The sequence below is a fragment of the Kribbella voronezhensis genome (assembly GCF_004365175.1).
GTDB lineage: Bacteria > Actinomycetota > Actinomycetes > Propionibacteriales > Kribbellaceae > Kribbella > Kribbella voronezhensis.
Window position 1 is genome coordinate 1,343,808 of sequence record NZ_SOCE01000001.1, and the last position, 24,858, is coordinate 1,368,665.

23 protein-coding genes are annotated in these 24,858 nt (G+C 68.6%); 6 read left to right on the forward strand and 17 right to left on the reverse strand.

The window, feature by feature from the left end:
- Positions 1–7: 7 nt before the first annotated feature.
- From EV138_RS05950 to EV138_RS05960, 3 genes are read right to left on the reverse strand one after another with little or no spacing between them, the layout of a single operon-like run.
- Positions 8–445 carry a nitroreductase family deazaflavin-dependent oxidoreductase gene (locus tag EV138_RS05950; protein ID WP_133977415.1) on the reverse strand — a complete coding sequence of 146 codons (438 nt, stop codon included), beginning with the start codon at positions 443–445 and terminating at the stop codon, positions 8–10.
- 55 nt (positions 446–500) lie between these two features.
- Positions 501–938 carry a nitroreductase family deazaflavin-dependent oxidoreductase gene (locus tag EV138_RS05955; RefSeq protein WP_133977416.1) on the reverse strand — a complete coding sequence of 146 codons (438 nt, stop codon included), beginning with the start codon at positions 936–938 and terminating at the stop codon, positions 501–503.
- A 47-nt stretch (positions 939–985) separates the two neighbouring features.
- Complete coding sequence (locus EV138_RS05960; RefSeq protein WP_133977417.1) at positions 986–1,165, reverse strand: hypothetical protein; 180 nt, start codon at positions 1,163–1,165, stop codon at positions 986–988.
- Between the two features lie 60 nt (positions 1,166–1,225).
- On the opposite strand from EV138_RS05960, the gene EV138_RS05965 reads away from it, so the two are divergent.
- Entirely contained in the window at positions 1,226–1,675 is a 450-nt protein-coding gene (locus EV138_RS05965) for a MarR family winged helix-turn-helix transcriptional regulator (protein WP_133977418.1), read from the forward strand.
- On the opposite strand, the gene EV138_RS05970 is transcribed toward EV138_RS05965, so the two are convergent.
- The 6 genes from EV138_RS05970 to EV138_RS05995 form a co-directional block, all read right to left on the reverse strand.
- Positions 1,672–2,127, reverse strand: a complete 456-nt coding sequence (locus EV138_RS05970; RefSeq protein ID WP_238157980.1) for a hypothetical protein — start codon at positions 2,125–2,127, stop codon at positions 1,672–1,674. The two genes, EV138_RS05965 and EV138_RS05970, sit on opposite strands and share 4 nt — an antisense overlap.
- A 97-nt stretch (positions 2,128–2,224) precedes the next feature.
- A complete protein-coding gene (locus tag EV138_RS05975) occupies positions 2,225–3,412 on the reverse strand; it encodes a PP2C family protein-serine/threonine phosphatase (protein ID WP_133977419.1) in 1,188 nt (395 codons plus the stop codon).
- Positions 3,413–3,457: 45 nt separating this feature from the next.
- Entirely contained in the window at positions 3,458–4,288 is an 831-nt protein-coding gene (locus tag EV138_RS05980) for an Fpg/Nei family DNA glycosylase (RefSeq protein WP_133977420.1), read from the reverse strand.
- 147 nt (positions 4,289–4,435) lie between these two features.
- Complete coding sequence (locus EV138_RS05985; RefSeq protein WP_133977421.1) at positions 4,436–4,909, reverse strand: ribose-5-phosphate isomerase; 474 nt, start codon at positions 4,907–4,909, stop codon at positions 4,436–4,438.
- Positions 4,910–4,929: 20 nt separating this feature from the next.
- Positions 4,930–5,976 carry an SH3 domain-containing protein gene (locus EV138_RS05990; protein ID WP_133977422.1) on the reverse strand — a complete coding sequence of 349 codons (1,047 nt, stop codon included), beginning with the start codon at positions 5,974–5,976 and terminating at the stop codon, positions 4,930–4,932.
- A 154-nt stretch (positions 5,977–6,130) separates the two neighbouring features.
- Positions 6,131–6,727: a DsbA family protein gene (locus tag EV138_RS05995; RefSeq protein ID WP_133977423.1), complete on the reverse strand. Its 597-nt coding sequence runs from the start codon at positions 6,725–6,727 to the stop codon at positions 6,131–6,133.
- A gap of 172 nt (positions 6,728–6,899) precedes the next feature.
- Here EV138_RS05995 and pepN point away from each other — a divergent pair, with 172 nt between their 5' ends.
- The 3 genes from pepN to EV138_RS06010 all read left to right on the forward strand — a co-directional run bounded on the left by pepN (position 6,900) and on the right by EV138_RS06010 (position 11,269).
- A complete protein-coding gene (pepN, locus tag EV138_RS06000; protein WP_133977424.1) occupies positions 6,900–9,473 on the forward strand; it encodes an aminopeptidase N in 2,574 nt (857 codons plus the stop codon).
- Positions 9,474–9,538: 65 nt separating this feature from the next.
- A complete protein-coding gene (locus EV138_RS06005; RefSeq protein ID WP_238157981.1) occupies positions 9,539–10,069 on the forward strand; it encodes a hypothetical protein in 531 nt (176 codons plus the stop codon).
- A 321-nt stretch (positions 10,070–10,390) separates the two neighbouring features.
- Positions 10,391–11,269 carry a hypothetical protein gene (locus tag EV138_RS06010; RefSeq protein ID WP_133977426.1) on the forward strand — a complete coding sequence of 293 codons (879 nt, stop codon included), beginning with the start codon at positions 10,391–10,393 and terminating at the stop codon, positions 11,267–11,269.
- 111 nt (positions 11,270–11,380) lie between these two features.
- Here EV138_RS06010 and EV138_RS06015 read toward each other — a convergent pair whose 3' ends face one another.
- The gene (locus EV138_RS06015) at positions 11,381–13,729 is read right to left on the reverse strand and encodes an Hsp70 family protein (RefSeq protein ID WP_133977427.1); all 2,349 of its coding nucleotides are present in this window, start codon (positions 13,727–13,729) and stop codon (positions 11,381–11,383) included.
- A gap of 118 nt (positions 13,730–13,847) precedes the next feature.
- On the opposite strand from EV138_RS06015, the gene EV138_RS06020 reads away from it, so the two are divergent.
- Positions 13,848–15,929, forward strand: coding sequence for an NlpC/P60 family protein (locus tag EV138_RS06020; RefSeq protein ID WP_166678501.1), 2,082 nt, complete (start codon positions 13,848–13,850; stop codon positions 15,927–15,929).
- Positions 15,930–15,964: 35 nt separating this feature from the next.
- Complete coding sequence (locus tag EV138_RS06025; protein WP_166678502.1) at positions 15,965–18,736, forward strand: AfsR/SARP family transcriptional regulator; 2,772 nt, start codon at positions 15,965–15,967, stop codon at positions 18,734–18,736.
- On the opposite strand, the gene EV138_RS06030 is transcribed toward EV138_RS06025, so the two are convergent.
- The 7 genes from EV138_RS06030 to EV138_RS06060 are packed head-to-tail and all read right to left on the reverse strand — an operon-like array spanning position 18,702 to position 24,850.
- Positions 18,702–19,244, reverse strand: a complete 543-nt coding sequence (locus tag EV138_RS06030; RefSeq protein WP_133977430.1) for a phage tail protein — start codon at positions 19,242–19,244, stop codon at positions 18,702–18,704. The genes EV138_RS06025 and EV138_RS06030 overlap by 35 nt on opposite strands.
- Positions 19,244–21,190: a putative baseplate assembly protein gene (locus EV138_RS06035; RefSeq protein WP_133977431.1), complete on the reverse strand. Its 1,947-nt coding sequence runs from the start codon at positions 21,188–21,190 to the stop codon at positions 19,244–19,246. Before EV138_RS06035 ends, EV138_RS06030 begins: the two co-directional genes overlap by 1 nt.
- A gap of 1 nt (position 21,191) precedes the next feature.
- Positions 21,192–21,626, reverse strand: coding sequence for a GPW/gp25 family protein (locus EV138_RS06040; protein WP_133977432.1), 435 nt, complete (start codon positions 21,624–21,626; stop codon positions 21,192–21,194).
- 1 nt (position 21,627) lies between these two features.
- Positions 21,628–21,909 (reverse strand): PAAR domain-containing protein, encoded by a 282-nt coding sequence (locus tag EV138_RS06045; RefSeq protein WP_133977433.1) that lies wholly within the window; start codon positions 21,907–21,909, stop codon positions 21,628–21,630.
- Positions 21,910–21,921: 12 nt separating this feature from the next.
- Positions 21,922–23,673 carry a VgrG-related protein gene (locus tag EV138_RS06050; protein WP_133977434.1) on the reverse strand — a complete coding sequence of 584 codons (1,752 nt, stop codon included), beginning with the start codon at positions 23,671–23,673 and terminating at the stop codon, positions 21,922–21,924.
- A complete protein-coding gene (locus EV138_RS06055) occupies positions 23,673–24,410 on the reverse strand; it encodes a CIS tube protein (protein WP_112245999.1) in 738 nt (245 codons plus the stop codon). The genes EV138_RS06050 and EV138_RS06055 overlap by 1 nt, the downstream gene beginning before the upstream one ends.
- Positions 24,410–24,850 (reverse strand): phage tail protein, encoded by a 441-nt coding sequence (locus EV138_RS06060; RefSeq protein ID WP_112246000.1) that lies wholly within the window; start codon positions 24,848–24,850, stop codon positions 24,410–24,412. The genes EV138_RS06055 and EV138_RS06060 overlap by 1 nt, the downstream gene beginning before the upstream one ends.
- Positions 24,851–24,858 lie beyond the last annotated feature (8 nt).

Consider the following 24,858-nt stretch of genomic DNA (forward strand, 5'->3'; position numbering starts at 1 on the left):
CGTTGCGTTACTCGACGGGCTCCAGCACGAACTGCGGGATCTTCCGGGTGGTCTTCTTCTGGTACTCCGCGTAGTCCGGGTAGGCGGCTACGGACCGCTTCCACCACAGGTCGTACTCCTCGCCCTCGATCTCGCGGGCGACGTACTCCGAGGTGGTGGTGCCGTCCTGCACCAGGACCTTCGGGTCCGCCTTGAGGTTGTTGTACCAGACCGGGTTCTTCGGCGCTCCGCCGAGCGACGCGACCGCGGCGTACACACCGTCGTGCTCGACGCGCATCACCGGCACCTTGCGGATCTTGCCGGACCTGGCGCCACGCATGGTCATCAGGATGACACCCATACCGTTGAAGCCGGCGGTCTCGGTGCTGCCGGTCGCCTCGATCTTCTCGACGGTCTCGCGGACCCAATCGGTCGGGCTGGGGGCGTATTCATTCTCGGTTGACATGTCACCGATCGTAGCGGGTGACATGTCACCGAAAGCGTCCGTGGGTCGATGCCGCTCAGGCGCTGACGGGCTCCAGCACGAAGACAGGGATCAGGCGATCGGTCTTGGTCTGGTAGTTGGCGTAGTCGGGCCACGCCTCGACCGCGCGGTCCCACCACAGCTCGCGCTCGGCGCCCTCGAGTTCGCGGGCAACGAAGTCACGGGTGACGTCGCCGTCCATCAGCTGAACCTTGGGCTCCGCCTTCACGTTGAAGTACCAGACCGGGTGCTTCGGCGCTCCGCCGAGCGACGCGACCACGGCGTACCGGCCGTCGTGCTCGACGCGCATCAACGGTGTCTTGCGGATCTTGCCGGTCTTGGCCCCGCGCGTGGTCAGCAGGATGACACCCTTGCCGTGCTCGATGACCGCGGTCGTTCCTGCCTGCTCGATCTGCTCCACCATGTCGCGCACGAAGGGCGTCGGGCTGGGGGCGTATTCCGTTTCGGTTGACATGTCACCATCATAGGTTGACATGTCACCACGCGAAAGCCGACGCGCGGTCAGGCGACCTGGCGGGTGGCCTGCGCGCGGGCTACCCGGGCGGCGCGCTCGCGCTCCATCCGGCGGCGGGGGTCGAGGTGGTCAGGCAGGGTCGCCGGGCCGGCGATGTGCAGCAGCAGCCAGGTCAAGCGCCAGCGGAACCGGTACGCGAGGCTGAGGCCGGCGTTCTTGTCGGACATGGGGTCTCTCCTGATGCTTGGTGCGGCAATTGTTTGTACACCAATTGATAACATACTCCCATGGCTGAGAATTCCGAAGAGGTCGATCTGCTGGCGCTGGACCGTCAGGTCTGTTTCGCGCTGGCGGTGGCGTCCCGCAGCGTGATCGCGCTGTACCGGCCGCTGCTGGAGCCGATGGGGCTGACCCATCCGCAGTACCTCGTGATGCTCGCCTTGTGGGAGGAGTCACCGCTGTCGGTGAAGCAGCTCAGCGGACTGCTCCAGCTCGACCCCGGCACGCTCTCCCCGCTCCTGAAGCGCCTGGAGTCGGCGGGCTACCTAACCCGCCAGCGCGACCCCCGCGACGAGCGCTCCCTGGCCGTCCGCTTGACCGACTCCGGACAGGCCCTCCGCGAGGACGCCCTGAAGATCCCACCCGCCATCATCGCCCGCCTGGGCATGACGCTGCCCGAACTCGAGTCCCTGCACAAAAACCTGACCCGAGTGATCGCGGCCGCGTCGTCGAGTTAGCGGTGGTCCGGGCCGCACTCGGCCAGTTGAGCGGCGGTGGCGATCTTGGCTTCTATCCAGCGGCGGCGGAGGAAGTGGGCCTTGAGGAGGCGGTGGATGCCGTCGAGGACGACCAGCCGGCCGCGGTAGGCGACCAGGTGGATCGGGAAGTCGAGGTCGGCGTTCATCACGCGCTCGTAGTGGGCGCGGAAGTTCATCGGGGTGGCGGCGACCTGGTTCGGGGTGACCTTGAAGCGTTCGCCGTTCAGTTGCCACAGCGGCAGGTCGAGCATCCAGAGCAGGTCGGCGACCTCCACCGGCTCCACCTTGACGTCCAGGGCGAGGAGTTTGCCCAGTTGCCAGCGGGTCGGCGGGAACACCTCGCGCATCGACTCCGGTGTCATCGCCAGCAACTCGTCGAAGGAAACGTCCGGCGCAGCCTGGTCGGCCGCGTCCACCCCATCAATCGCCACGAGCGAGCACGCTACGCCACGCCCGGCTCGAAGCGCTGTCCTGGGACAGGATCAGGTGCGGTGGAGGGCGTCGCCTTCGAAGCGAAGTGCTGGGAGGTCAGGTGCGGTGGAGGGTGCGGAGAAGGGCGTGGCCGCGGCGGCGGAGGGTGGGACGCAGGGTCGGGAGGCAGGGCGGAGTGACCGGGTCGGCGGGGTTCATCTGGCGGTGGATGACGACGATGGCGGAGTCGTCGCCGCGGCCGCCGATCTGGACGACCAGTTCCTGGGCGGCGCCCTTGAAGCCTTTGGCGATCAGCCGTTCGGCGTGCCCGGCGAGCCGGTCCATCCCCTGGCCGATCTCGCGGTGCGGGGTCTCCACCATCCCGTCGCTGTACAGGAACAGCGCGTCGCCCTGCCGGAGCGTCCCCTTGTTCACAGTGAACTCCGGGATCTCCACCAGCCCTAGCAACGGCCCCTCGGCGTCCCGGGTCTGCCACCGCCCCGACCACGAGTCGAACAGGATCGCCGGCGGATGCCCGGCCGTCCGTACTTCGAAGTCGCCGGTCGCCAGGTTCACCGCGACCTGGACGACGGTCGCGAAGTCGTCGTCCCAGTCCTGCCGGCGCAGGTAGTGGTTCGCCGCCGGCAGGAACTCCTCGACCGGCACCACGCCGAGCAGTCCACCGAAGGCGCCGGACAGCAGCAGCGCTCGCGTCCCGGCATCGATTCCCTTGCCTGACACATCGACCAGCGCGACCTCGAGCAACTCGCCGTCGCGGATCGTCGAGACCACGAAGTCACCGGAGAACGACGCTCCCCCGGCCGACCTGATCGCCACCTCGGCCCGCCACCCGGCCGGCAACCGCGGCAGTTCGCCCTGCGCCGTCAGCGTGTCCCGCAATTCGATCAGCATCGACTCACCGCGGGTGCCCTGTACGCCGAGGCGGCTGCGCACCTTCGCCCCGGCCAGCACGATCCACGCCGCCACTCCCAGCGTCACCACGAACCCGGTCTTGGGCAGGCCCTGCGCCCGCTCGGACACGACGTACGAGCCGAGCACCAGCGTCAGCAACGTCAGCGTCACCAGTGGACGGAACCTGAGCAGCAATCCACCGAGCAACAGCGGAATGATCAGGATGGAAGTGGGTATGAACGAGGGCATCGAGAGCGCGGCAGCGCCGAGAGTGATCGTCAGCGCCAGCAGACCGACGAAGGTCAGCAGGTGCGACTGCCGCGCGTGGCGGACCGTCGAGCGCGCCTGTCGGCGGACCCGGTGCAAGCCAGCGAAATCCGCGCCGCTACTCATGGTGAGACGAATGTAACGGCACCGTGCGGTCCGCGCATCAAGTTGTCACAGTTTCTTTCGGGTCAGCCCGGTGCGCTGACATTTCGGGCACCAGAAAAGGTTGCGGCCCTCCATCAACTCGGTCCGGATCACCGAGTCGCAGACGTGACATCGTTGCCCTTGGCGACGGTAGACGTAGACCTCGCCGCCGTGGTCGTCACGGCGCGGATCGCGGCCCATCGCCTCCGGGGTGTGGTCGTCGGCGACGGTGTCGATCCGGCCGGTCTCGACGCCGTACTTCATCAGCTCCAGCAGGTCGTCCCACATCCCCTGCCACTCGCGCTTCTTCACCACGTTGCCGGCCGTCATCGGGTGCAGCTTGGCCCGGAACAGCACCTCCGCGCGGTACACGTTGCCGACGCCGCTGAGCACTTCCTGGTTCATCAGCAACCGGCCGATCGGCAGTTTGCTGCGGTGGATCCGTTTCCAGGCGAGCTCGGGGTCGGCGTCGTCGCGCAACGGGTCCGGGCCGAGCCGGGAGATCAGGGTCTCGCGTTCGCCGTCGGTCAGCACCTCGCAGACGGTCGCGCCGCGCAGATCGGCGTACGACGTGGCGTTCTGCAGCCGGAGTCGTACCTGCCCGACCGGGTCGGGGACCGGCGCGGGCCCGAAGTCGACCTTGCCGATCAGGCCGAGGTGGATGTGCAGCCAGCCGGCCCCGTCGAACTCGGCCAGGAAGTGCTTGCCGTGGGCCTCTGTCTGCCGCAGCACCTTGCCGTTGAGCAGCGCGGCGCCCTCGACGAAGCGGCCCTGCGGGCTGGACGCCTGGACGACCCGGCCGCCGAAAGCGTCCCAGACGTCGTTCGCCAGCCGGTGCAGTGTGTGACCTTCGGGCATGATTCCTCTTATGGGTGTGACAGCAGGCAAAGGCCGGGGCGGCGCGCCCACCCCGGCAGTGGTCGGTACCGGCCGCTCGATGCGCGCCCGGGATGTCTCCCGGCCGCGCCCCGGCAAACCGGCAACGGAGCGGCCGGCGCAGCCACCTCAGGAGGACGGCAAGGGCGGCAGTTCGCCGGTCTCCTCGTAGCTGTCCAGCATCTTGATCCGGCGGGTGTGCCGGTCCTCGCCGGAGTAGTCGGTGCTCAGGAACAGCTCGACGAACGAGGTCGCGTCCTGTTCGCTGTGCATGCGGGCGCCGATGCTGATCACGTTGGCGTCGTTGTGTTCGCGGCTGAGCTTGGCGGTGTCGGTGCTCCAGGCCAGCGCGGCCCGGACACCCTTCACCTTGTTCGCGGCGATCTGCTCGCCGTTGCCCGAGCCGCCGATCACGATGCCGAGGCTGCCCGCGTCCGCGACGACGGCCTCGGCCGTGCGCAGGCAGTACGGCGGGTAGTCGTCGACGGCGTCGTACACGGCCGGGCCGTGGTCGACGACGTCGTGCCCGGCACCTTGGAGGTGCTCGACAAGGTGGTTCTTCAGTTCGAAGCCGGCGTGGTCAGAGCCGATGTGCACTCGCATGGCGTGAAGTCTGTCAGGTTCTACTGACAGTCCGGGACGCCGGGGAGCTTGCGGGCGCCCGTGCCGACGTACACGTTGGTGACGTAGCCGCCGTACTTCGGTAGGTACGCCCACCACTCGCTCGAGCGGGAGGGTGCCTCGATCAGCTGCCCCTTCTTCTGGCAGCTCACCAGTACGTCCACACCTGACGGCAGCGTGCCCAGAACGCCACCCGACGTCGTCGGCTCGCTCCGAACGCGCACGCCGACGCCAACGGTCGTCAGCCAGCTACCAGCAGCCGGTACGCCGCCGGGCACGTTCAACGTGCGAGTCAACCGGGTCACGACGCTGTAGGCCTTCCCGTACGCCGTTCCGTCGGGGTGCAGCGTGTAGACGGCAACGATCGTGCGGTCTCCCGTCCCCACGGTGCCGGTGGTGTGCAGCGCCTCGCTGGTGAGGTCGAGCGTGCTCTGCTCGGGCTTGGCGCGATCCGACCGGAAGCCGCTCGATCCCATGAACCCGGACCAGCCCTGCTTGATGGCGAAGTCCTGGTCGAAGACCGACGCGATCCCGAAGTACTGGTCGAAGCCGTCGGTACCGTAGCGAGTCGCCTGGTGCAGGTTGCCGAGCACGTAGTCGCGCACCGGCGCCGGTGCCTGGTCGAGCAGGTAGCGGTAGATCCGAACGGTGTCGCCTGCAGTCAGCGCGACGTACCCCCAGAAGCCGGGGTGGGTCGCCGGCGGCCGTGCTGTGTGGGTGAGGCCGAGGCGCTCCACCATCCGGTCGACGATGTCTCCACCGCCACGGTGGTCCCAGTAGTAGCTCGCCGCATCGTCGTCGCTGCTGCGCAGCATCGGGTCCAGCCGGGCCTTGTCAGCCGCGGGCATCTCGTACTCCAGGCCGCGGTCCCACAGGTAGTCCAGCACGATCAGCAGCTTCACGACCGAGGCCGACCGGAACTGCAGTTCGGCGTTCACCTGCTCGGTGAACTGCCCGGTCTGCCGGTCGAAGACGGAGATCCCCGCCACGACGTCCGGCGGGATCGAGTCCGCAGCCGCCAGGGCCCGGCCGTCGCGAAGAAGCTTCATCGTTGAAACCTACTCACCAGAGGGGAAAGCTGTTGGTGAGCAACCTTCGCGTCAACGAGTGGAACGTTCAAGCCCTGTACGGCAGGACGAAGAGGTCTTGACGGCTGCCGCCGAAACTGCTGCGAGCAGAACCTGCTGTGAGCCGGAGCTGCTGTCAGTCGAAGATCGGGTCGCGGTCGCGGGTGCGCTTGAGCTCGAAGAACCCCTCGGTGCCGGCCACCAGCCGGACCCCGTCCCAGAGCTTGCCGGCCGCCTCACCCTTCGGCGCCGGGGTGACGACCGGGCCGAAGAAGGCGGAGCCCTCGACGGCGATGACCGGCGTACCGACCTCCATGCCGACCAGTTCCATGCCGGACAGGTGCGACTTGCGCAGGGCGTCGTCGTACCGATCGGTGTCGTGGGCCTCGATCAACGCGGCGGGCAGGCCCACCTCGGCGAGTGCCTCGGGCAGCAGGTCGGCGTACTTCGTGCCGCGGTGCTCGACGTGGATCCGGTTGCCCAGTGCGGTGTAGAGCGGCAGGAGCACCTCGTTCCCGTGCGCCTGCTCGGCCGCGATCAGCACCCGGACGATGCCCAGCTTGCGCTGCCAGTTCTCGTCGTGCTCGTCGCGCTCCTCGTTCAGGATGGCCAGGCTCATCACGTGCCAGGTCGTCTGCACGTCCCGCACCTGCTCGACCTCGAGCATCCAGCGAGACGTCATCCAGGCCCAGGGGCAGGCCGGATCGAACCAGAAATCAGCGGTGGCGGTCATGCTCCGATCGTACAAACTGCAACCAACTCGGTCACCGCCTGGCGTGGCGCGGTCACCGAGGGGCGGTGTCACGGCACCGTCGGGCCAATCGTTGGAAACGCTTTCGTATCCGTTGCTCAAGTCGGGGGGAAACCGTCGGCGAAGCTCGTCGGCAGGTGCATAGGATGCCGACATGCCTGGAACCAACCTGACGCGCAACGAAGCGCGGACCCGCGCCGGCCTGATCAGCGACGTGAGCTACTCGATCGAGCTCGATCTGACGACGGCCGCCGCCGGCGCCCCGACGTTCGCGTCGACGACCGTCCTCACCTTCGCCGCCGAGTCCGGCGCGAACACCTTCGCGGATCTGATCGCGGCGTCCGTGCGCGAGGTGACCCTGAACGGCCGGAGCCTCGACCCGGACAGCGTGTACGACGGCGCCCGGATCCAGCTGGACGACCTCGCCGAGCGCAACGAACTGCGCGTGGTCGCCGACTGCACCTACTCCCGTACCGGTGAAGGGCTGCACCGCTCGGTCGACCCGGCCGACAAGGAGACCTACCTCTACACGCAGTTCGAGGTGCCGGACGCGCGCCGGGTGTTCACCACGTTCGAGCAGCCCGACCTCAAGGCTCCCTTCACGTTCACCGTGTCCGCTCCGGCCCGCTGGGTCGTCATCTCGAACGCGCCGACGCCCGAGCCCACGCCGTACCAGGGTGACAACGGCGAGGAGTTCGCTCGCTGGGAGTTCGCGCCGACCGAGCGCATCTCGACGTACATCACTGCTGTGGTGGCCGGTCCGTACCACGTGGTCACCGATGTCTACGAGGGTCCGAACGGGTCGTACCCGTTGTCGCTGCTGTGCCGGCCGTCGCTGGCCGAGCACCTCGACACCGAGGACCTGTTCGAGGTGACCAAGCAGGGCTTCGAGCTGTTCGAGCGCGCCTTCGGTACGCCGTACCCGTTCCACAAGTACGACCAGGCGTTCGTGCCGGAGTACAACATGGGCGCGATGGAGAACGCCGGCTGCGTGACGCTGCGGGACGAGTACATCTTCCGCAGCCGTACTACGCACGCCGAGCTGGAGAGCCGCGCGAACACCGTGCTGCACGAGCTCGCGCACATGTGGTTCGGCGACCTGGTCACGATGACCTGGTGGGACGACCTGTGGCTGAACGAGTCGTTCGCCGAGTGGGCCAGCCATTGGGCCCAGGTGGTTGCCACCGAGAAGTACAACGGCGCCTGGACGACCTTCTGCAACGCGCGGAAGAACTGGGCGTACCGGCAGGACCAGCTGCCCTCGACGCACCCGATCGCCGCGGACATGGTCGACTTCCACGCCGTCGAGGTGAACTTCGACGGGATCACCTACGCCAAGGGTGCCTCCGCGCTGCGCCAGCTCGTCGCGTTCGTCGGCGAGGACACCTTCGTCGAGGCGCTGAAGGAGTACTTCGCCGACCACGCTTTCGGCAACACCGAACTGGCCGATCTGCTGAAGCCGCTGGAGAAGGCGTCCGGCCGCGACCTGGACGACTGGACCGAGCGCTGGCTGCGGACCGCCGGGGTGAACACGCTGCGCGCCGACTTCACCGTCGACGACTCGGGCGCCTTCAAGACGTTCGCGATCGACCAGACCGCCGCGGCGAACTTCCCCGTACTGCGGCCGCACCGGCTCGCGATCGGTCTGTACCGCAAGACCGACGCCGGCCTGGTTCGCACCGAGCGGTTCGAGGTCGACATCGACGGTCCGCGCACCGAGCTCGCCGAACTGGTCGGTGCGACTCAGCCCGACCTGGTGCTGCTGAACGACGACGACCTCACCTACGCCAAGATCCGGCTCGACGAGCGGTCGCGCGCGACCCTGGTCGACTCGATCGACCAGCTGTCCGACTCGCTGGCCCGCGCGCTCGCCTGGGGTGCCGCCTGGGACATGACCCGCGACGCCGAGATGCCGGCCAGCCAGTACGTCGGCATGGTGCTGCGCGGCATCCGGGCCGAGACCGACCTGACCGGCGTGCGTTCGCTGCTCGGCCAGGCGACCTCGGCGATCAACAGCTACTCGGCGCCGGAGCACCGGGCCGACCTGCGCGCGCAGTACGAGCAGACGCTGGCCGAACTGGTCGACGGGGCCGAGGCGGGGAGCGACCACCAGCTCGCGTTCGCGCGGGCCTACATCGCCGGCGTCTTCTCCGCCGCAGGCGCTGACCGGCTGGCCGGCTGGCTGGACGGCCGCGACCTGCCGACCGGGCTGGTGGTCGACACCGATCTGCGCTGGACACTGATCGTCGCGCTGGCCCGGCTGGGCCGGATCGACGCGGACGGCATCGACGACGAGCTGACCCGCGACACCACGATCACCGGGCAGGAGCGGGCCGCCCAGGCCCGCGCGGCACGGCCGAGCGCGGAGGCGAAGGCAGAGGCCTGGCGGATCGCGGTGGAGGCCGGAGACACCCCGAACGAGACCCAGTTCCGGACCATCCTGGGCTTCCAGCAGCCGGGTCAGGAGGAACTGCTGCGGCCGTACGTCGACAAGTACCTGACCGCCGCCAAGGACGTCTACACGCGACTCGGCTCGTCGATGGGCGAGAACGTCCTGGTCTACCTGTCGCCGCGCAACCTGCCGGAGGAGTCCACGCTGCAGGCCCTCACCGGCTGGCTGGACACCGAGGCCGAGTCGGTCGACGCTCCGACCCTCCGGTACGTCGGCGAGGCACGCGCCGACCTGATGCGCGCACTGGACGCCCAGCGCTGCGACGCTGCGGGGTAGTTCTTGGCTCGGAGCTCAGTACACCGGAGATAGTGTGCTGAGCTCCGATCTAGGAGACTATGCGGGTGGCTTCCCCTGATCCCGCCCTTGCTGGTGCTGCTGCTGTCGCTCTGACCGGACTGGCCGAGGCTTACCGCCCCCGGCCGATCACTCCGCTCCTCCCCTGGCGCTACCCGAACCGCCTGGTCAAGCCGTACGTCGTCACCGCCCGCGGCCGCGCCTGGGACGACCAGATGGTCGCGCTGGCCCGTACTGCGGCTTCCCGGCAGCTCGACTTCGACGACGCGATGGGCGGCATCGGCCTCGCTGTCGTCGTCCTGCACCTCGGCGACGACGGCGTCTACCTCGTCGTCCAGAGCTGGGCCAAGGACTTCCAGTCCCGCCTCAGCATCTTCTCCGGCTTCGACGTCGAAGACCTCCGCCCCGCCCCCATCGGCGCCGCACCCTGTGTGTGGGAACTAGAGGTCCTCAGCCACGAACGCGCCTCCTACGTCACCCACATCCTCAACGCCGAGGTCGACGTGGACGCCTGGCTGGAAGATGCCCTGGACACCCGCCCCACCCCACCCACCGACGGAATCCCGTCGGGCACCTGAACGCGCCCGCACCGCACCTGCTACGCCGGCCGCGGACTTTGACAGTTCATGGTTAACGATTAACTGTCAATTGGTCACCACTGTGATTCTTTGATGGGAAATCAGCACCGCTCGACGAGCAGAATCAGAAAGTGTTATCGCAAGTGCGTGGGGTGACATTCAAACGGTCGCTTGGACACCTATTGTGGCGGGTTGGTTCCGGGGCGCGATGCTTTGTCCAGAAGGAGATTCTCAACACCTGAGCAGGGCTCATTTCTTGCGGTTTCGGCATTAAGGTAGCGGCATCAGAATGCCCGACGGAACCCGGGGAGGGGCTTTGTCGTGACACACCTGGATCACCGGAAACCGCCCACCCGGGCCGCCAGGAGTAAGCACAGCGCCAGCAGTCCATCGAGCGACGCTGCCAGCCGCAAGACGACCGGCCGCTCGGCCGGCGACGGCACCGGCCGGCAGACGACGGACCGCTCGCTCGGCGACGGCACCGGCCGGCAGACGACGGACCGCTCGCTCGGCGACGGCACCGGCCGGAGGAAGACTAGCAACTCGCACAGTGCCGGCAGCCCGTCGAGCGACGGCACCAGGCGGCGCAAGGCGAGCCGGTCGCACAGTGCCATCGGTGCTGCTGTGGTCGGCGGTGCCGCGATGGTCGCCGCTTTTGCCTTCATCCTCACCAACGGCAACTCCCACACGACCGACGACAGCATCCGGACCGGCTCGCTGCCGCAGGCGACCTCGACGGTCGCGCAGCCGCGGACCAACTCGGCGCCGACGCTCGCCTCCGGCAAGGCGGACCGCAAGCCGCCGGTAGGCAAGACCACCACCAGCAAGACGACCGCGGGCAAGACCTCGGCCACTCCGAACACCGGCTCCGAGTCGCCGACCTTCCGCCGCGGCCAATGGATCGCCGTCGTCGACTCCGTCCAGGCAGACGCCGGGGTCGCGGCCGACCAACTGGCCAAGGGCCTCGCTGCGAAACTGATCGCGGCAGGCGTCCCCGCGAAGGCGCTGCTCGCCTCCGGCCAGTACCCGGGCCTAGCAAACAGCAGCTTCGAGCCGATCCGCGGCACCTGGATCGTCTACATCGGCCCGGTCAGCTCGGCCGACGCCGCCAACACACTCTGCGTCTCCCCGAAGACCCAGAAAGCAGTAGGCGCCATCCCAGCCTGCCCCACGTACGAACCAGCAACAGTCCACAACTGACCTCGTACGCCGCCCCGCCTCTCCGCGCGACCCCAGCACTGCGCTGCGCACCCTGACCCGCCGTACGCCGGCGCGCCTCACCGGCACGGCCAACTCGGCGTACGGAGGTGCTCAGCGGGCGGTCCAGCTCGAGGCGCTTTGGTTGCCGACGTCGGTGGTCCAGATCGGGTGGGGGGCTTGCCGGCCGTCGAGTGAAGCGACGTAGATGCGGGCCGAGGTGACGGGCCCGCGGCGGAAGGCGAGCTGGTCGCCGTGAGGGGACCAGGTCGGGTCCTGGTCGAGCGTGCTGCCGTCGGTGAACTGGCAGAGTTTGCCGCCGCCGATAGGGTTGCTGATCAGCGCTCGGTTGCAGGCCACGGGCGAGCCGTCCACGTTGGTCAGGAAGATCGCCCACGAGCCCTCGGCCAGGAAATGCCGGTACGCGATCACGCCCGGCAGCACCGGCGACCAGGCCGGGTCCGCGTCGGCGCCCGTCGTCACCTGGCGAGCTTTCTGCGTACCGTCGAGCGGCACCGTGAAGACGCCGGTGCCGACAGGAGAACCGGGCACGGGCCGGACCCGCTGCGCCTGGAAAGCAACCCGGTTGCCGTCCGGCGAGATAGCGGGATCGCTGACTCCGACACCTTGTCCCGATGCGGTGAAAAGCTGTTTCAGGACTTTGCCGTCCGTGTCGACCAAATAGAGCCCACTGGTCTTGCCCGCTAAACAGGCGACCACGAGCTGAGTCGGGACCTTGGTGTTCCACGCCGGGCGGGTGATGCCGTCCGCGCACTGCGCCGGCACTTTCGTGAACAGTGGACGCGCGCCGCTGCCGTCCGCGCCCGACACCCACAAAGCCGGCTTGGCGGGCGGCGTCGACCGCGTGAAGATCATCGATTTACGATCCGGCGACAGCACCGGCCCGGAGTCGACCCCGGCCGCAGCATTGCCGGCGAACCTGCTGAGCTTGACCGACTTGCCCGGATTGCCGGCGTCGGCCAGGTAGAGGCTCTGACCGTCGCCATTCTGAAGCGGGATGACGAGCTCCGACTCGCTGACCGGAATCCCTGCGAGCGGGAGAGCCTTCAAGGTCGGCGCCGTGACGGACGGCGTGACGGAGGTCGGCGCCGAGGTGACTACCGAGGTGGGTGTCGTGGCGGGCGGGTTCTGGGTCGCTTGGTTGTTGGAGTCGCCCGAGGTCAGCTGGATCGCCACGAACACACCGACGGCGAGCAACGCCACTCCCCCGGCAGCGATGGCGATCCGGCGCCGGGTCTCGCTCGAAATCGGTGTCCTGGTCGGTTTCGGCAGCACGCGGGACGCCGTACCGGTGCCTGCTGCACCGCCAGCCGCCTGTGACCCGCCTGCACCGACCGCCGGCAGCGATGCGGTGGCTCCGACAGCGGACAAGGGCGCGGTCGCCTCAGTGTCCGTGTATTGCACGGCGCCCAAGGCGATGTCGTGCTTCGGGTGGGTGTCCAGTGCCGTGGGAGTGGAGAAGCGCGACTGCAGCAAGTGGCTGACCAGGGGGATCCGCGAACTGCCACCGACGAGCACGATCGCGGTCAGCTGGTCGCTCGTCGTACCGGCGGCGCGTAGGGCCCGGCCGGTCGCCTCGACGGTCTGCTCGAGTGCGGGCGCTATCAGGGTCTCCAGCTCGGCGCGGGTCAGCCGGACCGACGTACTACGGCCTGGCAGGGTCACCGGGATCATCGTGTCCACGTCGACCGACAGGGCTTCCTTCGCCTCCACACAATCGCGGCGAAGCCTGGTCAGTGCGGTTCGTCCTTCCGGAGTGTCCAGGTCCAACTGCTCCATCGCCGGGCCGAGCGCGCCCACGACGTGCTGGAAAACGGCCTCGTCGAAGTCGACGCCGCCCAACTGCTCGATGCCCTCAGGATTGCCGAGGATGGTGAACCCGTTGCCGGTCTTCTCCAGCACGCAGACATCGAAGGTGCCGCCGCCGAGGTCGTAGACGGCCACCCGGTCGCCCGGCTGCAGGCGCGCCTGCGCGGCGTACTGGATCGCGGCCGCTTGTGGCTCGGGGCAGGTGACGGTCGGGCCGACGTCGGCCAGGGAGATCACCTGGTCGACCAGTTCTCGTTTGTACGCGCCCCAGTTGGCCGGGTAGGTCAGGACGATCTCGTCCGGTGGTGCGCCGCGGCGCTCGGTGGCGGTCGCGACCACCGAGGAGAGCAGGCGAGCGGACAGCGCCTGCGCCGAGAACGGCGTACCGGCGACCATCAGCGGGATCGGGTCGCCGATCCGGCGCTTGAACTCGCGGACGACCCGGGACGGATCGGTGGCACCACGGCGCTCAGCCGCCTCGCCGACCAGGAACTGGCCGTCCTCCTGCAGGTAGAGCACGGACGGGATCTGCAACGCCCGGTTGCCGAGGCCGAGCATGCTCGGTGGACCGCCGTTGCGCATCGCCGCGGCAGTGAAAGTCGTCCCCAGATCTACGCCCAGCCGATATCCCATTCCCCCACCTCGGATAAGCACCCCCGGGTCCGAATGGATCAGCCGACGGTGCACTCATCGTAGGGCAACGGCCTTAAAGTGGTCTTGGATCCACCGGGGGAAATCGCAGGGGGTTGTGATGCCGAAATTGTCGATCGCCGAGATCTACGATGCCGCGTTGTCCGCGGGATTCACGCCGCAGCAGGCAACCACCTGGACCGCCATCGCGATGGCCGAGTCGGGCGGCCGGACCGGCGCGCTCAACGACAAGGGCGAGCACTCGATGGGGCTCTGGCAGATCAACGTCGCGTCCGACGGCGGCCGCGCCAGCCGGTACGGCGACCTGAACGACCCGCGGGCGAACGCGAGGGCGGCGTACGCGATCTCGCACCACGGCACGGACATGCGGCCGTGGACCACGACGCACGACTCGCACAAGGGCACGGCGGCCGACTACCGCACCTACCTGGACGAGGTGGAAGCCGTCACCGGCGTGCAGGGCGACGACCGAGGAGTCGGCGGGTACAGCTCTCACCTGCCGCCGCCACTGCCCTCCACCAACGGGACAGCGCATCCCGCCATGCTGCAGCCCACGTCGTACGACCAGATCGACGCCGGACACACTGTCGTCGGGATGCAGTCGGACACCGACCACGACGGCCTGACGGACGCGTTCGAGCAGGCGGCCGGTACCGGTGTGAAGGTGGCCGACACCGATCACGACGGCCTCACCGACGGGTACGAGGTGGCCGTCAGCCACTCGAGCCCGCTGCTGGCCGACGGTGACTCCGACGGCCTGTCCGACAGTACGGAGGCGTCGCTGGGCAGCAATCCGCTGAAGTGGGACAGCGACAACGACGGGCTGTCGGACAGGGTCGAGCTCCAGTACGGCTCGGACCCGCAGCACGCGGACGCCGGTGACGGCGTGATCCCCGGCCCACCCCAACCCGCAGTACCGCAGCCCGCCGGGCAACAGCTCGCCGGGCAACAACTCGTCGGGCAACAACTCGTCGGGCAGCAAGCGGTGATGCAGCAGACAGGCGGCCAACTGCAGAGCATGCAGGCCGCCGGTACGCCGGGGCTCGGCGCCGGCTCCACCAAGGTGGAGCGGTTCGTCGACGTCGCCCTGGCACAGGAGGGCGACAAGTACGTCTTCGGCGTCCGGGCGAAACTGGACGATCCGAATCCGGACAAGTTCGACTGTTCCGAGCTGACCAAGTGGGCCGCGCACCAGGCCGGGGTGGAGATCCCGGACGGCGCGATGTACCAGTACCTCGATCTCAAGCAGAAGGACTCGCTGATCTCGGTCGACCAGGCCATGCACACCAAGGGCGCGCTGCTGTTCTACTTCTCGGACGAGCCGACGCCCGGCGGCGGCCGGCCGTCGAGGGCGCACGTCGCCATCAGCCTCGGCGACGGACGCACGATCGAGGCCAAGGGCACGAAGTACGGCGTGGGTGAGTTCACCGCGCACAACCGGTTCAACTACGCGGGCGTGATCCCGGGTCTCGATTCGTCGATGGCACCGGCCGGCCACGCGGCCGAATCCTTCCAGCCGGTCAGCGCTACTCCCGTCAGCCACTACGACCAGATCGACCTCGGTACGTCGATCGTCGCGCCACCGGATACAGATCACGATGGCCTCACCGATGCGTTCGAGAAGCTGGCGGGCACGAGCCCGACCTCGGCCGACACCGACAAGGACGGGCTGCCGGACGCGTTCGAGGCGATCAAGTCGCACACCGATCCGTTGACCGCGGACACCGATCACGACGGGGTGTCGGACCCGTTCGAGCTCTCCGCCGGTACCGACCCGGGCAAGATCCCCGGCGTCGCCGGAGTCGGCGGGCAGGGTCAGTTCGCCGAGGTGATCCGCGGCGGCGTGGTGGACAGCGACCACGACGGCCTGACCGACACGTACGAGACCAGGGCCGGGCTGAACCCGCACAGCATGGACACCGATGGCGACGGGCTGTCCGACAGCACCGAGCTGTCGCTGGGGACGAACCCGGCCGCGCTGGACTCCGATCACGACGGGATCAGCGATTCGCTCGAGGTTCAGTTCGGCGCCGATCCGGTCAACACCGGACTGGGCGGCGACCTGGGGGCCGGCACCGGCACGGGGGCGCTGACCGGAGTGGGCGACGGCCTGGATCACGAGCTGGGCGGAATCCATGGGCCGGAAGGTCTGGGCGGGACACCCGACAGTGCTCCACACTGAGACTTGGTGTCTTTCACCAGGCCGGGGGGCTTGCCGTGGGTTCTGTGGTGTTCAGGGAGAAGGTCCGACGACCGGAGCCGTCGGGTCTTTCGCGTGACCGGCTGGAACGGCCGTTGCTCGACGAAGCGGGGCCGAGTGTCGGACTGCTGCTGGCACCGGCCGGCTCGGGCAAGACGACCTTGCTCGCGCAGGTCGCCGCGACGCCGCTGCGTCCGACCGCTTGGTACCGGGCTCGGCCGGAGGATCGCACCGAGGACGCGCTCGTCCGGCACGTGACCGAGGCGCTGTCCGTGGTGTTGCCGGCGGCGCTGTCCACCTCGACGACTGTCGACGACCTGATCCTCGCCACCGAGAGCGGGGTTCCGGCGCCGGTGCAGTTGATCGTGGACGACGTGCACGAGCTGGCCGGGAGTCCGGCGGAGGCCGCGTTGGAGCGGTTCCTGGAGTTCAGGCCGCGGCACTTGCGGTTGCTGCTCGGCTCGCGTCGGCCGCTGGCGCTGAACACACCACGGCTGATCGTGTCGGGAGACCTGCTGGAGCTGGACAGCGACGACCTGCGCTTCCGGTCGTGGGAGGTCGAGGAGCTGTTCCGTTCGGTGTATCGGCAACCGCTCTCGCCTGAGGCTGCTGCCGCGCTGACCCGGCGTACGGGTGGATGGGCTGCGGGCTTGCAGCTGTTCCACTTGGCCACGATGGGGAAGTCCAGTACTGAACGCATCCGGGCCGCGACCGAGCTCGGTGGTCGGTCGCGGCTGGTGCGGGCGTACCTGACTCGCAATGTGCTGGCAGAGCTCGCTCCGGAGCGAAGGAACTTCTTGTTGGTGACCAGTGCGCTCGGCAGGCTTACCGGGCCGCTCTGCGATGAGTTGCTCGAGCAGAGCGGGAGTGCTGCGGTGCTGGAAGAGCTGGAGGCGCTGCAGTTCTTCACGACGTCCACCGACGACGGGGCGACGTACAGGTATCACCAGGTGCTGCAGACGCATCTGGAAGGCCTGCTGATCGACGAGTTGGGGGCAGCGGCGTCCCGGGAGATCCACGCCCGCAGTGCGACTCTGCTGGAGAAGGCCGACCATCCACGTGAGGCGATGCGGGCTTACGCGCTGGCTGACGACTGGGCGTCGGTAGCACGGCTGTTGCAACAGGGGAACTCGGTCGCCCACGACTGGGTCACGCGGTCGGGGCTACCGGACGACGACCCGTGGCTCGCGTTGGCGCGGGCACGACGGCTGTTCCGCTCCGGGTCGGTAGGCGCCGCCGTGACTGCCTATCGCGATGCCGAGGCACTGCTGGACGACCCTGAGTTCCAGGCGCGCTGTGCGAACGAACGCGCCCAGGCCGAGGTGTGGCTGCCACAGCCGCCGGCGTTCCCTGTACGGCGTACCGGGCAAGCGATCCGCCAAGCGCTCAGGCGGTTGCCGGGGCTCGGGCCCGGTGTGGATGCCAAGGCAGGCGTCGACCCGCTCTCGGCCGGGACGATCGCCTTGCTGGGTGGGCACTTCGACGCGGCCCGGGAGATCTTGATGCCGATCGCGGCGGACCCGGCCGTTCACAATGCCGGGCGGCTGTGGGCGGCGATCGCGGTGGTGGTGGCCGATCTCGCGCTCGGGAACTGGTCCCATGCCGAAGTACCGCTGGAGGAGGTCGCGCTCTCTGCCGAGCTCGACGAACTCCCCTGGCTGGCCCGGGTGGCGCGGGGCTTGCAAGCGACCGTATTGCTGGCGACTCGTCCCGATGACTGGCGGCCCGGCGGCTGCGCGTCGATGGTGGACGACTGTACCCGTGACGGCGACCGGTGGGGATCGTTGCTGATGGCAATCTTCGTCGGGTCGGCGCAGGTGAAGGCGGGTGACGACCAGGCCGCGATCGACTGGCTCCGGCGGGCGGCGACCGAGGCGGCCGGACTCGAGGCGCGGGTGCCACAGGCCTGGGCGCTCGCACTCGGCGCGATCGCGATGGCCAGGTTGCGACATCCGGGGACGGCTGTGCAGCTGACCGAGGCCGAGAGCCTGATCCGCTCAGCCGCCGTACCCGGTGCCCATCGACTCATCGACCATGCCCGCCAGCTGGCCGAGAGCGAACCGGTCACCAGCACCGCGGTACGGGGGTCTGCGCGGTTGTACACGCTGGGCGGCTTCCGCCTGGAGCTTGACGGACAGGCGGTGGACTGGCCACCGTTGCGCCCGCGGGCGCGAGCCTTGTTGTTGCTGTTGGCAATCAACGCGGGCAAGGATCTGCACCGGGAACGGCTGATCGACGCGCTCTGGCCGGACGCGCCCGCCGAGGCGGGGACGCATCGCTTGCAGGTGGCGGCTTCCAACGTGCGGCAGTGCCTGGCCGGTGTCGGACTGGGTGACCAGGCCGTGCAGCGCAACGGCGACGCCTACCGGCTGGTGCTTCCTGATACCTGGATCGACCTGGCCGAGTTCGAGGGACAGCTAGGACGAGCCAGGCGCTCCGGAAAGCTGGCGGACTGGTCCGGCGTACTCGATCTCTACGTGGGTGAGCTGCTGCCCGAGGTGGGCGCTGCCGAGTGGGTGCTGGCCGAGCGGGAACGCTACCGCCTGGCCGCAGCCGACGCCGCAGTACAAGTGGCCGGTCTGGCTCAGGACGCCCAAGCCCTGCGTGCCGCACACCGCGCTGTCGAGCTGGACTCGCTGCGAGACTCCTCCTGGCTTTTGCTGGCCGACCTGCAAGCAGAGCAAGGCGACCCGACCGCTGCGGCAGCGACCCGCCGCGAGCACGCCAGGATCTGTGCAGAGCTGGCAGCTCCCCTCAGTCCGCGGGGACGATCTGCACGCGATGGATGACGTGCGCCGGCTTGAGCGCCGCCACCACGTCCTTCAAGCGCTGCTCGTCGATCTCCTGCCCTGCCACCGGAAACACCTGTACTACGACGGCAGGCAGCGGCTCGCCCGGCAACGGATCAGTCGGGTCCACCGACCAGCTGGCGCCACCTGACTCGACCACCTCCGTCCGCACGCCCAGTACGGCGCTGATCGCCAGCTCGATGCCCAGACGTGTCCCCTGGCGACCGTGCAGGTCACTGGTCGAGCGCAGCAGCTCGCGCTGGCGCGCTGGGTCGTCACCGCGGTCGACTGCCAGTCCGATCCAATGCGCCAACCAGGGCAGCATGTCCTCGGGCGCAGTACCGAGGTCCAGGTACGCCGGCAGGTTGTCGAGCGCACCGATCACCGGCGCCAGTACGTCGTCGAAGCTCGCACAGAGCTGCTGCGTGAACAGGTCGGTCCGGTAGATCGACGGCAGCGTCTCGCCGAGCGGATGCGGACTCGGCAGGTCCCCCAGTGCGCCGCGCATCAGCGCACCCGCACTTGGTGTTCGTACGAGAAGACGAGAGCAGTAGCCGGTAGGTCGAGCCGCTGCACGGGTGCCGACCGTCGCCCGGTCACCGGGTCAGCAGGGAAGAGCGCGACGCTGATCTCCTGAGCCATGTCGACGCCGGGGATCCGGGCGAGCGCAGCGTGCACCTCGTGCGACTGCACCGACCGTCCGAACGGCCACCCGGTCCCATCAGGCCCACCCGTCAACGGATGCAGCAGGTCGTACAGAGCCTTGAGGACGCCCTCCTTCACTTCCTCCGGATCGAAGCGGGACCGCGCGCTCACGTCGACCACTGCCGTCAGCCCGACGTACTCCGGCGGCGCGACCAGCAGCCGCGTCCCGACCAGGCGCCGCTCGTCCAGCGTCTGGGTGATCCGCTCGAGCATGTCCTCCGGCGGGATCAGGTCGTCCCGCCGGATCCGCCCGACGGCGTCGCCGGACACATGCGGTACGACGAGGACGCGGATCCCGCCGGCATCGGCAGCCTCCGTCGCCGGTACGCATTGCACGCGGGCGGCGTCCGAGGCGACCTCGCGCGCGAGCTCCTCGAAGTCCTCCATGGTGACGGCGCGTCCGCGTGACCTGAGCAGCATCGGTCCGCGGACCTTGGCCTCGTCCAGCGTCTCCGCATCCGCTCCCCCGATCGCGGCCGCCCGGTTCTCGACCCGAGCGACGTACGGGACGCTGGACTTGAGCACCCGGACCTGCCCCCGCGCGACGTTGCCCCGCCGCCCACCACCGGTCCGGTACGCCGAGATGGCGACGCTGCTGCCCGAGGGCGGCGTCTTCCCGTAGTACTGAAGTCCCCCGTCGGCCGTCCGTACCGCGGGCCCGAACTGGATGCCACCGGCGAACGCGTCCAGCCGGAAGTGCCGATCGGTCTCGGTGGAGTCGGCGAACGTCGGCACCGGCTCCCACGTCTCGACTCCCTCGTCGTCGGTGATCTCGACGGTGCACGGCTCGTTGGAGAGCACGACCGGGTGCCGCTTCAGCGCGAACCGCTGCCCGGGCGTCCCGTCGGAGCGGCCGAGCACCTCGTGCCGGACCACCTCCGCATGCATCATCGGGACCGTGCCGCCGATGGTGAACGCCGAGGCGGACAGGATCCGCGGCGAGGCCGTGTACGTCGGTCGCCCGTCGTCCACCCTCAGCAGGCGGCACCGGATCCAGCCGGCCCGCTGCCGGGCGATGATCGAGGTCTCGTGCTGCGGCGGAACGTGGATCACGACGTCACCGGGCTTGTTCAGGCCACCGGTGTCGTCCTTGTCGAGATCGCATTCGCTCCAGCCGGAGCCGGTCCACGCCTCCCAGACCAGCGGCGGGTGCCGCGGATCCACGCCGACGCCGGACACGCTGCAGCTCAGCCGGATCGTCACCGCACAAGACGGCACCGCCTCGCTGAGACCGATCAGGAGCGCGTCGCCGGGGACGGGTTCCTCAGAGAAACAAGGGAATCCGTTCTTGCCGGACAACGCGGTGGTCAGGTCGGCCGGCGTACCGTCCGCCGGGGCCGCACCCGCTCGCGAGAACGAGCAGGGGATGATTTCCAGGTCCTGGGTGGTGGTGAAGACGATCGGCTCGTGGATGTCCGTCCGCGGCGTCGCGACCTCGGTCCCGGCCCTCACCAGCACGCGTTGGGGCTGGGGCGAGGAGAGCCAGAACGTCACCCCGCCTCGGGCGGCCGCCGGGGGCCGCAACTCGACCCCGATCAGCTCGAGGAACTTCACGTAGTTCAGGTCCGGCACGCGGTTCAGCCGGTAGATCAGCTGGTCGACCATCTGCGCGAAGGCCTCGATCAGCGTCACCCCGGGATCCGACACGTTGTGGTCGCTCCAGTCGGGGCAACGCCGCTGGACCAGTCGCTTCGCTTCGTCCACCAGCCCCTGGAAGGTCCGGTCGTCCAGATTCGGCGCGGGCAGCATCTCAGACCCCCAGCTCGGCCGGCACCGTCGTACCGGCGATCTCTTCGTCCGGAATCGTGTAGAAGGGGAAGACCAGGTTGCGCGGGTCGTTCGTGCCGAGGATGACGTAGCCGATGTCGACCAGCACACGGCCGTGGTCGATCCGGTCGTAGCCGACGCCGACGTCCTCGACCGAGATGCGCGGCTCCCAGCGTTCCAGGGCCTCGCGGACGTCGTACGCGATCTGTCCCGCGGTCGCCGCGTTCGCCGGGCCGAAGACGTGATCGTGGATCCGACAGCCGAACTCGGGCCGCATCGGCCGCTCACCCCGGGCGGTGCCGAGGATCAGCCGGATCGCCTGCTCGATCTCGCGTTCCCGGGCGACCAGGGCGATCCCGCCGGTGGCGTCCGTGCTGACCGGGAAGGCCCAGCCGGCGCCGATGAAGTCCGTACTCATCTCAGCCTCCGATCATGACGGTCGGCGCACCCAGCACGATCGGCGCACCACAAGCGGCCATATCACCCATCCGCGCGGCCGGCATGCCACCGATCAGCACGGTCGGGCAACCGGGCGGTGCGATCACACTCGGCGGGTGCACGGCCGGTGGTGGGAAGGAGCAGATGTGCGGCGTCCCCACCGTCGCCGCCGGCATCCCGGCGATCAGCACGGTCGGTACGCCGGGCGGGCCGATCACCCCGGGATGTCCGGTCGGGTCGCCGACCCGGGCTGCTGCTGGCATGAGACTGTCTCCTCAGTTGATCTTGACCAGGGCGGCCGAGACCGAGCACAGCGCGCCGCCCTTGACCTCGGTGTTGGCGCTGCCCTCGACGGTCGTGTTGGCGCCCTTGAGCTGCAGGTTGCCGGTGGCGGTGACCGAGACCTCGCCACCCTTGAGTTCGAGTTTCGCGGCGGCCGCGTCGATCACGATGCCTTTGCTGCCTTCGATCTTGACCGTGCCGTCGGCGTGCACCGTGATCGTCGTACTGGTCGAGTCGACCGTCACGCTGAGCTTGCCGTCACCGGTGGCCAGCGTGATGCCTTCGTGCTGGCCGTCCTGGTCGAGCAGGTCGATGCGATGGCCCTTCCTGGACACGATCGAGCGCCGGTTGACCGCACCCGAGCCGGAGTCGATCGGATCGATGCCCTGGGCATCCGGTTTGTCGACACCGTTGTAGAGACCGCCGAGAACGTAGGGCCTGCGTAGGTCGCCCTGCTCGAAGACGACCAGTACTTCGTCGCCGACCTCGGGGATGATCAACGTGCCGCGGTCCTTGCCCGCACCCGCGTGGACCGTCCGGGCCCACGCGCTCACGTAGTCGTCCGACAGCCACGGCAGCATCACCTTCACGCGGCCGAGCTTCTCGGGGTCGTTGTTGTCGCTGACCTGACCGATGACGACACCGGTCGGCGCCCGCTGAGTCCCGGTCGAGCCGGTCAGACCGAGCAGACTCCGGTCGTGGGCACCGGTGACCGCGAACGACGTCGTGTAGCCCGTGGTCGGGTCGATCCGGTGCCTGGTCGTGGTCACGGTGTACTTGCCGTCGAAAGGCGCACCGAGATTGTCGACGGTGATCGCCACGCCCGCTTTGAGGGCTGGGTTGCCTTGGGCAACACCGGTGAACTCGGCGAACGAACCCGCGAGCTCCTCAGCTATCGCGGCGGCGGCAGCATCCACCTCGGCCTGGGTCCGATGCGGTACGTCGGTCGCGACGTACACCTTGTCGCCGAAGGCATGCGCGAACTCGGCCGGACTCGCCTGCGGCAACTCGGCACCGGTGGTCTTGGCCGGCCGCCTGGTCGTGAGCGCCTGCTTGGTCGAGGTGTCCCACCCGCGGACCTCGACCTCCTTGACCTGTCCGGCCGAGGTGAGCACGGCACGGAACCTGAGCAGATCCGTGCCGAGCTTGAGCACCAGCGGGTTCTGTTCGTTGCTCGGGGCACCGGCTGCCGTCGTCGGCGGCCCGAAGTTGAACTTGCCGTCGCGGACCGAGACCTCGTACCCCGAGTCCGCGGCCAGCGCGTCCAGCAACTCCCAATCGCTCGTGCCCGCCTGCGACACGTGCTCGAACACGGTCGTCGTCGACTTGATCGTGCCGTTGGTGAAGCCGGCCCGCTGGGACACCTTCTGCGCGATGTCCGACGCCGTCATCTGCAGGTAGCTCCCGGTCCCGCGACCCCGGAACAGCCGATGAGCGGGGTCGTACCCCCTGAGCACCGTGAACGACCCGCCGGTGTCGAACTCGGCCTCCAACGCGGTGATCTCGCCGGCCATCAGCAGAGCGGGGGTCTGGCTGGTACTGGCCAGCACCGAGATCCGTACCGTCGAACCGATCTTCGCGCCGGTCTTCGCGAGCACGGTGTGGTCCCCGTCGCGGAACCTGATCTCGAACAGATCCGGCAACCGCTGACTGTCGTCCACGTAGATCGTGCTCAACAGGTTGACCACGTCGTCGGGCAGCGCAGTACCGTTGATCTCGATCAGGCAGCTGTTGACGATCGACATCAGACCAGCTCCTCGGCACCGGGGAACACGACCACCGAGCCACTCGGCAGCCGCATCGGATCGTCGATCCCGTTGTACCGCGCGATCGTGCGCCACATGCCGGGATCGCCGTACTCCGCGTAGGCGAGTGAGGCGAGCGTGTCACCGTCGATCATCCGGTGCGACCGGCGGACGGACTGGCCACCGGAGGTCGGGTTCTGCCGCCACGGCTCGTTCGGCATCTCCTCCATCGCGACACTGCAGACCGCGCGGATCGGGACGCCTTCGGAGCTGAACAGCGTGTACTTCACGTTCACCGACGTGACGAAGGCCGGGAAACTCGCGATCTTGCCCCACTGCAACATGACCAGCGGCGGCGTCGGCTTGTCCTTGCCCCTGCTCTCCTCGGTCGGAACGCAACAGCTGAACAGCTTCTCGACCGCGGTGACGACGCTGTTGTCCTGGTTGCCGGAGGCATCGAAGAACATCTCGACGGTGAGCTTGCACGGCTCGGCGCCGTTGAACTCCACCGAGCCGGCCGACTTCGCCTTCTTCGCGGGCTTGCGCTCCCACTTGGCCGACTTCTGGATCGTCACCTCTTTGGGGTTGAACTGGAACGGGATCTCGCCGCGATCCGTGCCACCGGCCTTGGTCGAGTCGAACAGCTTCAGCTTCGCCTTCTGCAGCGACTTCTTGTCCTCGGCCGGTGCCGAACTCCCGGCCCCACCGGACGCCTTGAGCGCGATCGGCTTGGTCATCAGGCCACCCGCTCGGCCTTGAACCCGTGATGGGCGATCTCCAGCGTCTCCATCGCCACCTTCGGCGAATCAAGGTTCAGCCCCGGGCCGTTCCACTTCACCGGGATCACGCCGTCCAGCTTCCACGTCGCGACCGGCTTGAGAGCCGCCGTCATCGCGGTGATGCTGCCGGTCGACGGCTTCACCCCGGACGTCATGCTGGCCAGCCAGGCCATCACCTCGGTGGTGTCCTGACACAGCGGCCGGGTCAACTTGATGTTCGTGTACTTGATCCGGGTCGGCAGTTGCCAGATGAACCCGTTCTGGCCGCCCTCCTCGCGCTGCTCCAGCACGATCTCCAGGCCGAGTCCTTCACAGCTGTTGAACGCACCCAGCCGCTTGTCGTCGATGGTCACGCCGAAGCAGACGGTCACCGCCGGTTCCGGATACTGCGGATTCATCCCGCCAC